Origin of the sequence: Vibrio sp. OPT41, from assembly GCF_015163595.1 — a bacterium.
GTDB classification, from domain to species: domain Bacteria; phylum Pseudomonadota; class Gammaproteobacteria; order Enterobacterales; family Vibrionaceae; genus Vibrio; species Vibrio alginolyticus.
Genome location: NZ_JADDYH010000054.1, coordinates 189,880 through 200,928, shown reverse-complemented (window position 1 = coordinate 200,928; position 11,049 = coordinate 189,880). Strand labels below are relative to the sequence as shown.

Sequence of the window (11,049 nt, the reverse complement as noted above, 5' to 3'; positions counted from 1 at the left end):
GCTGTTGGTCGAATGGTGACCGATATATTCCGGGTAAAGGATGACGATACCCGCCACTCCCTGCTCGCTTCTGGTGCTGCTGGCGGTTTGGCTGCGGCTTTTAATGCCCCACTCGCAGGCATTATGTTCGTTGTGGAGGAAATGCGACCTCAGTTTCGCTACTCTTTGATCTCAATTCGCGCAGTGATCATTTCTGCCATTATGGCGAACATAGTGTTTCGCGCCATCAACGGGCAAGACGCCGTTATCACTATGCCGCAATACCAGTCGCCAGAGCTTCAAACCCTATGGCTGTTTTTATTGCTTGGCGCATTGTTTGGCGTGTTTGGCGTGATCTTCAATAAACTGATTACCGTGGCACAAGACAGTTTTGTCGCAATTCACAAAAACGATCGTAAGCGCTACTTGATTGTGGGTTCGCTACTGGGAGGCGTGTTTGGTTTGCTTCTTTTGTACGTACCCCAACTAACTGGTGGTGGTATCGGCCTTATTCCTGACATTACTAACGGTAACTACTCGGTATCTATTTTAGTTTTGCTTTTCTTTGGTCGCGTAATTACAACCCTGCTCTGTTTTGGTTCTGGTGCGCCGGGAGGCATCTTTGCACCTATGCTTGCTCTGGGAACCTTATTTGGTTATGCGTTCGGAGCAAGTGCTGATGTCTTGCTCCCTGTGCTTGATATCGAGCCTGGTGTATTTGCGATTGCGGGCATGGGTGCACTGTTTGCTGCAACGGTACGTGCACCGATTACTGGTATTTTGTTAGTGATTGAAATGACGAATAACTACTACTTAATCCTGCCATTGATCATTACTTGTTTGGGCGCTGTGATTATTGCTCAATTGTTGGGTGGACAACCTATTTACAGCCAGCTGCTGCATCGCACAATCAAAAACGAAAAGTTACGCCAACAGGATCTACCGGAGAATCAATCAACATAACATTCTCTTTGTTATCACTTCGCTCCGGACTATCGAAGGGTTTGGAGCGATAAACTCTGCATTTTTGCATCTTTTTCCAAATATTCGATACCAAACTCACAAAATTATCATTCTCTGATATTTGCTCACCACCTTTCATGAGAAACCCCTCTCCATACTTGTTAGTATTCGCTACTTAAATAGAGCATTTCATCCAAATCGTCATGTTTTGTTTCATTCAGGCAAAAATCAAATGGAGTAGATTTGAACTGGAGAAGACTTGTGCAGTTTTATAGTGTCCCGCCGTCTCAAGCCGCGTTGGCACTAGGTATGATAGGTTTAGGGCAAGCTTGGGCACTCTATGTTCCTGAGATTGGTGAACCGATACGCCCATTTTTGGCGTCACTCGGCGCACTTTTACTCGCCCCTGTACTCATAAAATATGCCGCGAATCCACGATTATTCATGGTCGACATTCGTCACCCGCTGAGTGGTAGTTTAATGGCACCAATGAGTATGGCGTTACTGATCCTTGCAGATTATCTTGCCGCTGTAGCACCTATCATCGCTTATCCACTTTGGTTTATGGCGCTTTTGCTGCATTTTACTATGATGGTGCTGTTTTTTAGCTTTCAGCTAATGAACTTCAAAATGTCCAATATCGTACCGAGTTGGTTTCTTTATCCGGTGGGGCTAATCAGTAGTTCACTAGCCGGTTCTCAACTAGGTCACAACTTATTCTCCGAAACATTAGCGATGATGTGCATCGGCATTTATTTCTTCATGCTGCCACTCGTGTTGTATCGTTTAGTGTTTTTCGGCTCTCTACCAAGGCGAGCAAGACCGACCCTCGCGATTATGGCCGCGCCGGTAAACTTGTCATTAGCAGCATACTTGGTGAACTTTCCCTTACCTGATCCGATACTGACAGGCGCATTGGCAGGGATCGCCATCACTATGACTTTATTGATCTACTTATGTTACTTCCGCTTACTTCGCTTGAAGTTTCAACCTTCTATCGCGGCAGTAACCTTTCCTTCCGTGATCAGCGCTATCGCAATGCATCGCTTAACCTCTTTTTTTGCCGAATCGCACCCTCACTGGCACTGGCTGCACGACTTTGGTTTTCTAGAGCTCAGTATCGCGACTGTATTGGTTGTTTGGGTATCGGCAGGTTACGTCAAAATGTATTGGCCAGAAATCATGAAGTCATTTTCTAAACAAGCATAAAAAAAGGATGGCGTTTGCCATCCTCTTAGAATAGTGCTTGGTTACCTAACGTAAACCGTGCAGAAACTCGGCACGCGTTGCTGGGTTGCTTTTGAAGATACCGCCCAATGCTGTTGTCGTGGTTTCGCTGGTTGCATCCATCACACCGCGAGATTTCACACAGTAGTGTGTTGCGTCAATTGTCACTGCCACATCATCAGACTCAAGCAACGTTTGAAGTGCAACAAGAATCTGCTGAGTCATACGCTCTTGAACTTGTGGACGCTGGGCAAAGAAGCGAACGATACGGTTGATCTTTGATAGGCCAATGATCTTGCCACGTGGAATGTAAGCCACAGCCGCCTTGCCATCAATGGTCACAAGGTGGTGTTCACAAGTACTGGTCACTGTGATGTCCTTCACGCGAACCATCTCGCTCACGTTCATCTTGTTCTCAATCACCGTGATTTTAGGGAAGTTAGAGTAATCCAGACCGGAGAAGATTTCGTCAACGTACATCTTAGCAATGCGGTGTGGGGTTTCTTCTAGGCTATCGTCGGTAAGGTCAAGTTGAAGCAGACCTAAGATCTCACGCATGTGGTGTTCGATCTTCTCTTTCTTCTCTTCACGACTTACGTTGTTTGGACGCATTGGCGTTTCCAAACCGCGTTGCTCTAGCGCTTCTTTTACTAACTTCGCTGACTCGCTAAGACCTGACATTCCACTTCCTCTTTTGTTTTACTTCAGCCTTCGTACAAACCCAATCAAAATTGCATTCATACTTTTCGCTTTGAGTTGCTCAGTTCGTGTCTTTACACCAAGTCACATCAGATGAAGGTACTGAGCTGATTTTCTTGAGCTCCGCAGGTTTTTTACCCCTTTTGGATGGCTGACAAGGATACTCGGATTTTTGAATAATTACACCCATATTTTATAGGTGGACATTCTTACTCAGTCCCCTTTTATGGTAAAGTTGCCACAAAACAAAAGAACACAGGATTTTCTCAATGGGCTGCTGCGACGCACCTGGCTTGATGCCAATTGAAGAAGCGATGGACAAAATGTTATCGCGAATCAAACCTATCCAAACAACGCTTTCTCTTCCACTTGCTGAAGCACTCGGTTTTGTACTGGCAGAAGATATCTTGTCTCCTATCCACGTACCGCCATTCGACAACTCAGCAATGGATGGCTACGCTATTCGCATTCAAGATCTTGAGTCATCTTCTGTATTGCCTCTGGCAGGTAAATCATTTGCAGGACAACCTTTTGAAGGTGAATGGCCTCAAGGTACCTGTGTTCGCATCATGACTGGCGCAAAAATCCCACAGGGTTGTGATGCCGTTATAATGCAAGAAAACACAGAAGTGACGGATGCTGGCATTCAGTTCAACCAAACTGACGTGAAGCCGCAAAACAACATCCGCCCAACAGGTGACGACATCAAACAAGGCGACATCGTACTGGCAAAAGGTGCGCGTTTGACACCTCGCGATATTCCGATGATTGCGTCTCTTGGTGTTAGCCATGTGACTGTAGTACGTAAACCAAAAGTTGCGTTCTTCTCTACTGGTGACGAGCTTAAACCACTGGGCGAACCGCTAGACGAAGGTCAGATCTACGACAGCAACCGTTACGGTATTAAACCGCTTATCGAGAACTTCGGTTGTGAAGCCGTTGATCTTGGTATCATTCCAGATTGCCCAGAGACTCTAAAAGCGACCTTTGAGCAAGCGCAAACATTGGCAGATGTGGTCGTGACCTCAGGCGGTGTCAGTGTAGGCGAAGCAGATTACACCAAAGACATTCTTGAAGAACTTGGTGAAATTGGCTTCTGGAAGCTAGCAATCAAGCCGGGTAAACCTTTCGCATTTGGCAAGCTAAGCACTGCTTGGTTCTGTGGTCTGCCAGGTAACCCGGTTTCTGCAGTTCTTACTATGTACGTGCTTGTTCAACCAATGCTGGCAAAACTTGCAGGTCATACCGAATGGAAAGCACCCGAGTCTATTCCAGCAACAACCAAAACCGCATTTAAGAAAGCGCCAGGTCGTACCGATTATCAACGTGGTATCTACACATTGGAAGATGGTAAGTTTGTGGTTGAAACAACCGGCAACCAGAGCTCTGGCGCGTTCCGCTCAATGAGCCTAGCGAACTGCTTTGTTGTATTGGAACGCGAACGCGGCCGAGTTGAAGTGGGCGAAACGGTTCAGATTCAACTATTCAACTCAACCCTTTACTAGGAAGTCGTTGTGGATATTCTTTCCGATCAGGAAATGCTGCGTTACAACCGCCAAATCATTCTTCGTCAGTTTGACTTTGAAGGACAAGAAGCACTCAAACAAGCATCGGTATTGATGCTTGGTGCTGGCGGTTTAGGCTGCGCATCAAGCCAATATTTGGCCACTGCTGGTGTCGGTAAAATCACACTGATTGATGATGATATCGTCGAATTGTCTAACCTTCAGCGCCAAGTGCTGCACCACGATGCAGATATTGGTCGTAAGAAGGTAGAATCAGCGGCAGATGCACTACGCGAACTTAATCCGCACATTATCGTAGATACCATCGCAAAACGTCTTGATGATACAGCGTTAGAAAGCCTGATTAAGCAACACACTATTGTTGTCGATGCATCAGATAACGTCGATACGCGCAATCAACTTAACCGCCTATGTTTTGCGACCAAAACACCGCTAATTTCAGGCGCGGCCATTCGTATGGAGGGCCAAGTGAGTGTGTTTACTTACGATGATCCAGCACAACCATGTTACCAGTGCTTAAGTGCCCTCTTCGGCAGCGGTGCGTTAAGTTGTGTCGAAGCCGGAGTCATGGCGCCTGTTGTGGGTATTGTTGGCGCAGTACAAGCGATGGAAGCGATCAAAGTGATTGCTGATTACGGCCAACCAAAGAAAGGCAAAATTCTGATTTTGGACGCGCTCAGCATGTCTTGGCGAGAAATGAATCTGATGAAAATGCCAACCTGTCCGGTTTGTAGTTAGTTCTAAACCTCTAATCATTCCCAAAAAGCCCAACTCGATGTTGGGCTTTTTTCTCATTTTGACAATCAGATTTAAAACCCCTCTTCTTACAAATATTAAATCAATAAAATTCAACAACTTAAAAGTTGGCACATTCCTTTCATTGCATATATCACGAACCAATGAGAGGGCGAATTATGAAAAGGACATCACTACTACTTGGGTCTCTAATAGCGAGCGCTTACGCACAAGCGGCGCCATTTGATACGTGCCCAAGCCAAGCATACCTGTTCCAATCAACCCCGGTTCAAATCTATGGCGTCAATTTGGTTACAGGCTCTACGACTCTTTTAGAGGACGACACAGGTTTGGCTTCGGGCATCAACGGTGTAGGCTTTAACTTCACTGACCGTTATATCTACGGCTACGACACCACAAACAAAAAGATTGTTCGTCTTGGTCAAGACTTCCAAGCAGAGACACTTGATGTTTCGGGTCTTCCTACCGACCACACGTTTTACGTAGGTGACGTTTACAACCACGTCTACTACTTGTACCGCAAAGGCAAAGGACTTTTCTCCATTGACCTTTCTCCGCTCGATTCTGATCCAAATGCGACATTGAGCATCGTGAAAATCAGCTCAACAGCGACTGTGAACCTAACCGACTTTGCATTCCATCCAGGTGATGGCTCCCTTTACGGCATCGACAACAACTCTGGTGTGCTATATCAGTTCAACCCATCAAATGGTAGCGCAACTGCGATAGGTGACACAGGTGAGAAAGGCACATTTGGTGCTGGCTACTTCGATGTAAACGGCAACTACTACGTGTCACGTAACCAAGATGGCAAAATCTATCGCGTTGACCTTTCGGAAGGTAACGCAGCCAATATCGCAGCAGGTATCGTTCCTGCGGTTGAGTTTGTATCCAACGGTCCAAGCTCAAGCCAAAATGACGGTGCACGTTGTGCAAATGCTCCGGTGATTAACGAAGACGAGCCAATTGATTTTGGTGATGCTCCAGACAGCTACCACACCACGCTTGCGTCAAACGGTCCTCGCCACGAAGTGGACGGTGCAACTTGGCTTGGCTCTGTTGCTCCAGATGGTGATGCCGACGGACAGGCAAACGATAACTCTGTGGGCACAGCCGATGAAGATGGTGTTGGTTTTGTATCCGCACTTGATCCAGGCTTAAGCTCAATTGTGAATGTGACAGCTTCTACTTCTGGCTACCTATCAGCATGGTTTGACTGGAACCGCGATGGTGACTTTGATGATGAAGGTGAGCAAGTCTTTACCGACCAATTACTGTCTGCGGGTAATAATCCCCTACCGTTTGTAGTTTCAACCGCTGCAACGGAAGGGTCTAGCTGGAGCCGATTCCGCTTTAGCCAACAAACCGGATTAAACTACGATGGTGGTTCGACGTCTGGTGAGGTGGAAGATTACCCAATTACCATCACTGGTAATGGTTACTCAGTGGAGTATTTCCCGAGTGCAGAAGATTACGCCACCGTGGCTTACGAAGATAACTGGCCATACACCGCAGACTACGACATGAACGATGTGGTCGTGAAATTCCGCATCACTGAAACCAGTCTTGCTGGTCATGTTGAGAATATCCAGATTACAGGTGACCTAGCGGCCTACGGCGCAAGTTACAAAAATGGCTTCGCAATCCGACTACCGGGTGTATTGAGAAGCTCGATTGAAAACGGATTAACAACGCTATCCTTCAATGGTGTAGAACAAGCATCTAATGGTTTGGAAAGTATTTCTGATGAAGCAATTTTCATCATCAGTGAAGACTTAAGCACACACGCGGCTAGCAGCTGTAGCTACTTCCGTACCGAGTCTGGCTGTGATGATAACGTTTCACTCACCTTTACCTTGAATGTGTACTTCACCGAAGGCTCTGACCGTTCAGCCATTCAAGCCATGCCATACGACCCGTTCATCTTCGCAACGCCGGGGACTTACCATGGCGACGGGATTACCTTCCAACCAGGTCGTAAATGGGAAGTTCACTTAGCAGACCAAGCACCAACAGAACAGTTTGATGACCAAAACCTCTTCGGTGTCGGCGTCGATGCAAGTGCCCCTGCGCAAGGTGTGTACTTCAAAACAGCAAACAACTTACCTTGGGCACTGTTGATAGTAGAAGATTGGGATTGGCCGCTAGAGCGTGTAGACATGGTCGATGCATACCCTCAATTCCAAACTTGGGCTGAGTCTGGTGGCGAACGAAGCACAGATTGGCACACCGCTCCAACACCTAACAAATGCTACATTCCATAGGGAGATAACATTATGAAAGCACTTATCACAATCATCATGGGATTAGCACTAACGGCTTGTGGCGGTGGCGGCGGAGGTGGTAACAGTACACCACCTTCACCAACCCAAACCACCGTTGCAGAGGAAGACACAACCCAACAGGAAGAAACAACCGTAGAAGAGACTACCGTAACTGTAGAAAATGCAACCATGCAGGACCTAGTAGTACCGGATGGCTTTAGCTACAACTCAGTGACGGAGGGTACGCTCAATGTAGACATCAGTGGTTTCTCTTCACAACGTGCACACCTAAGTGTGTACAAAGAGTTTGTCGAGAACAGTTCAGGTAACTACGATGCAAAATATCCAAGCAAAGTCGCATCGGTTCCACTCAACAACGGTACAGCAAACGTCGACTTTAATGTTTCTGATAGCCAAGGTAGCCTACTTGTTGAAATTTGGTTCTATGACGGCAGTGACCCAATTCAGAAAGTGATTACTTCTGGAGACAACACTTGGACCATGTAACTAGATAGATTGAAGGCATGGCGAAAGCGACCTTTCATCATAAATCTTCAATCTCAAGCTTAAAAATCGCATCGTTCTTTTGAACATGCGATTTTTTTGTTGTAAAACAGTAAGATTATCCACCTAGCAAACTAAAGACAATGCAAGCACTGATTAGTACTGATGAACTCAATAGCCTTCTCGGCCAACCTAACGTCAAGCTCCTCGACGCTAGTATTGCGTTTCAAATCCCTTCTGAAGGCAAAAAGATTCAAGATAAGTGGATTCCAAATACTTTACGCTTCGATTACGACAATGACTTTTGCTTACCCGGTTCTTCCCTGCCGCATATGATGCCAACAGAAGAAGGCTTCAACCAAAGTGCGCAACAACTCGGTTTGAACAACGAAGATTTGATTGTGGTTTATGACAACTCAGGCACTTTAGCCGCGCCAAGAGCTTGGTGGATGTTCAAAGCTATGGGACATGATAATGTTCGAGTCTTAAACGGCGGCCTTCCCGCTTGGATTGAAGCCGGATTCCCTGTTGAAAGTACCCTATCGCAACCAAGCGAAGAAGGTAACTTTGCAGGTAAGCTCAACCAAAATGCCTTTTTGAGTGCACAAGATGTTCTTGCTCATTCAACCAATAAAAGTGCCAACATCATCGATGCCAGAGCCAAAGCACGATTCCTTGGTGAAGTGCCTGAGCCACGAGAAGGTCTACGTAGTGGGCACATTCCAAATTCGGTTTGCTTACCGTTTCAAGAACTCTTGACCAACGGTCACATTAAACCAAACTCAGAGTTGCAACAGATATTTAGCGCACTAACGATAGATAGTGACAATTCGATTATTTTTAGTTGCGGTTCCGGTGTAACCGCATGCATTTTATTACTCGCGGCGTATCAAATTGGTCTAGACAATCTGTCGGTGTACGACGGTTCTTGGACCGAATGGGGTGCTGACCACTCTCTACCTATCGAGCGTTAAGACAAGTGTCTGTTTAACAAAGTATCTTACGTTTATCTAAAGATGATGTGTTCCAATAAACTAAACGCAGCTTCTAAACCAAACTTGTCATTTCGAAATAGAAACTGGCTATGAGTGATTTGTCCCTCCTCATAGCCTGACTACATCAAAAGCCGACTATTTCCGTTAGCGTTCAGATGTCGCGTTACCGTGCATTTGCTCATCTAAGTTGAGCACGGTTAATGCGTTACTAACGCTCGTGGCGATCACGTCTATCGCTCCAGTTCTTAATGCTCCGAGTAGAGCGAGTGGCTTGCTGTTCTCAGCTGCGATCGCAATGACTTCCGAGATCGGCCGAAACTCTTCAATACCAAGTCCAATTACTCGGTCACTCATTACCGTGTTCGCTACATTACCGTGAATATCAAAGAAGTCATAACCTGCAAAATCCCCTACCACACCTTGTTGAAGTCTCGACTGAACCACTTCATCAGGCGTAAACCAACCTAAGTCGACCATGTAACTGTTTTCGCTCATGTCACCAATACCAACCAAAGCAACATCGGCTTTACGTGCTAGGTCGAGCGTTTGTTTCACGGTTGCATTTTGCATGAAGGCCAACTTCTGTTCTCTATTTTCTGCGTATGCCGGCGCATAAAGGGTTTCAGAGGTTCCCCCATATTTCTTCGCCAACTGACGACAAATATGGTCGGCGTTATACATACCGCCACGCGGGTGAATACCACCAATGCCACACACAAATTTACAGTCACGCGGCGTAATAACACCAATATGGTGAGCGACAGACGACACGTTGCGCCCTTGTCCGACCGTCACCACCATGCCGTTTTTGAGCGTGCTAGTGAGATAATTGGACACCAATCCCGATACCTGTAGTCGTTGCGCTTCTTCATTCGGTTGATCAAGAGCAACAAGCGCGCGCTTAACGCCGAATCGCTCGATCAAACGTTGTTCAATCTTGGCGCTGAACACCGGATGGTATTTAACGGTAATTTCAACAATGCCTTCATCACGCGCCTGCTTGAGCATTCGCCCGACCTTTGCGCGTGATATGGCAAATTTTCTCGATATCTCTTCCTGAGTCGCACCGTCTTGATAATACGCGACGGAAATCTCTGTCAACAAATCCGTGTTTTCAATGGAAATATCTTGATTAGAACTGCTCATGGTTTCTCTCGCCCTTTAAGAGGATCGATATTGTATGCAATAAGTGAACATATGCTCATTGACTTAGCATATGTTCTTTATCAATTTAAACGCTACATTTGCTCATCGCAATAACATTTTCTCACTACAATTTTTTACCCTCTTGGACAACGCTCAAGCTTTGAACAATAAGGGCAATCGTTTATTTGGGTTAACCACTAAACACACAGTAAAAAAACGTTGATGAAGTTCACTATAAGTCCATTTCAGCGATTGACTTTCAGCATAGATAGGATAAATATGGACACATCATTTACTCAGCTATCGATCAAATGTTCATAGCATTTGTTCGGTAACGAAATTTTCCGTAGTTGGCTGAGCAGATGTCTCATTAAATGCGATGAGACGGTTAGCTAACTCGCTTGCAAATGCACAAGCTGTGATAACAAAAATCACGCTTAAGCCCATTTAAATAGGATGATCGATTATGAGCAACAAGTTAGAGCAACTTCGTAAACTAACGACTGTAGTAGCAGACACTGGCGAAATTGATGCAATTAAAAAGTATCAGCCAGAAGACGCAACAACTAACCCTTCTCTTATCCTTAAAGCCGCTCAAATCGCAGAGTACGCACCTCTAATCGATGCTTCAATCGAATACGCTAAAGCACAGAGCAACGACAAAGCTCAACAAGTTCAAGATACTTGTGACATGCTTGCAGTAAACATCGGTAAAGAAATCCTAAAAACTATCCCAGGTCGTATCTCTACAGAAGTAGACGCTCGTCTATCTTACGATATGGAAGGCAGCGTAGCGAAAGCTCGTCAACTAGTGAAAATGTACAACGATGCTGGCATCACTAACGACCGTATCCTTATCAAACTGGCTTCAACTTGGGAAGGCATTCGCGCAGCTGAGATCCTAGAAAAAGAAGGCATCAACTGTAACCTAACGCTTCTATTCTCGTTCGCTCAAGCACGTGCTTGTGCAGAAGCGGGTGTATTCCTAAT

At 45.8% G+C, this 11,049-nt stretch carries 10 protein-coding genes; 8 read left to right on the top strand and 2 right to left on the bottom strand.

The window, feature by feature from the left end; translation table 11 throughout:
• Positions 1–942, top strand: a 942-nt coding sequence (clcA, locus tag IQP38_RS26640; RefSeq protein ID WP_228010127.1) for a H(+)/Cl(-) exchange transporter ClcA, incomplete at its 5' end; no start/stop codon positions are given.
• Between the two features lie 261 nt (positions 943–1,203).
• On the top strand, positions 1,204–2,151 hold the full coding sequence (locus tag IQP38_RS19780) for a TDT family transporter (protein WP_005373475.1): 948 nt from the start codon (positions 1,204–1,206) through the stop codon (positions 2,149–2,151).
• 45 nt (positions 2,152–2,196) lie between these two features.
• Here IQP38_RS19780 and folE read toward each other — a convergent pair whose 3' ends face one another.
• Complete coding sequence (folE, locus tag IQP38_RS19775; RefSeq protein ID WP_005373478.1) at positions 2,197–2,850, bottom strand: GTP cyclohydrolase I FolE; 654 nt, start codon at positions 2,848–2,850, stop codon at positions 2,197–2,199.
• A gap of 287 nt (positions 2,851–3,137) precedes the next feature.
• Here folE and moeA point away from each other — a divergent pair, with 287 nt between their 5' ends.
• From moeA to IQP38_RS19750, 5 genes are all read left to right on the top strand, one after another.
• Positions 3,138–4,373, top strand: a complete 1,236-nt coding sequence (gene moeA / locus IQP38_RS19770; protein WP_017635208.1) for a molybdopterin molybdotransferase MoeA — start codon at positions 3,138–3,140, stop codon at positions 4,371–4,373.
• A gap of 9 nt (positions 4,374–4,382) precedes the next feature.
• Positions 4,383–5,132 carry a molybdopterin-synthase adenylyltransferase MoeB gene (gene moeB, locus IQP38_RS19765; protein ID WP_038895741.1) on the top strand — a complete coding sequence of 250 codons (750 nt, stop codon included), beginning with the start codon at positions 4,383–4,385 and terminating at the stop codon, positions 5,130–5,132.
• Between the two features lie 176 nt (positions 5,133–5,308).
• Positions 5,309–7,414 (top strand): LruC domain-containing protein, encoded by a 2,106-nt coding sequence (locus IQP38_RS19760; RefSeq protein WP_064369355.1) that lies wholly within the window; start codon positions 5,309–5,311, stop codon positions 7,412–7,414.
• A gap of 12 nt (positions 7,415–7,426) precedes the next feature.
• Positions 7,427–7,921, top strand: a complete 495-nt coding sequence (locus IQP38_RS19755) for a hypothetical protein (RefSeq protein WP_017819903.1) — start codon at positions 7,427–7,429, stop codon at positions 7,919–7,921.
• Positions 7,922–8,061: 140 nt separating this feature from the next.
• Complete coding sequence (locus IQP38_RS19750) at positions 8,062–8,892, top strand: sulfurtransferase (RefSeq protein WP_047101230.1); 831 nt, start codon at positions 8,062–8,064, stop codon at positions 8,890–8,892.
• Between the two features lie 165 nt (positions 8,893–9,057).
• On the opposite strand, the gene IQP38_RS19745 is transcribed toward IQP38_RS19750, so the two are convergent.
• Entirely contained in the window at positions 9,058–10,059 is a 1,002-nt protein-coding gene (locus IQP38_RS19745) for a sugar-binding transcriptional regulator (protein WP_005387670.1), read from the bottom strand.
• A 466-nt stretch (positions 10,060–10,525) separates the two neighbouring features.
• Here IQP38_RS19745 and IQP38_RS26635 point away from each other — a divergent pair.
• A partial coding sequence (locus IQP38_RS26635) for a transaldolase family protein (protein WP_322621759.1) occupies positions 10,526–11,049 on the top strand: 524 nt, incomplete at its 3' end.

Excerpts from the sequence above, each read along its gene's own strand:
- folE (WP_005373478.1), bottom strand. The coding sequence starts at position 2,850 with ATGTCAGGTCTTAGCGAGTCAGCGAAGTTAGTAAAAGAAGCGCTAGAG.
- moeA (WP_017635208.1), top strand. The coding sequence starts at position 3,138 with ATGGGCTGCTGCGACGCACCTGGCTTGATGCCAATTGAAGAAGCGATG.
- IQP38_RS19760 (WP_064369355.1), top strand. The coding sequence starts at position 5,309 with ATGAAAAGGACATCACTACTACTTGGGTCTCTAATAGCGAGCGCTTAC.
- IQP38_RS19755 (WP_017819903.1), top strand. The coding sequence starts at position 7,427 with ATGAAAGCACTTATCACAATCATCATGGGATTAGCACTAACGGCTTGT.
- IQP38_RS19750 (WP_047101230.1), top strand. The coding sequence starts at position 8,062 with ATGCAAGCACTGATTAGTACTGATGAACTCAATAGCCTTCTCGGCCAA.
- IQP38_RS19745 (WP_005387670.1), bottom strand. The coding sequence starts at position 10,059 with ATGAGCAGTTCTAATCAAGATATTTCCATTGAAAACACGGATTTGTTG.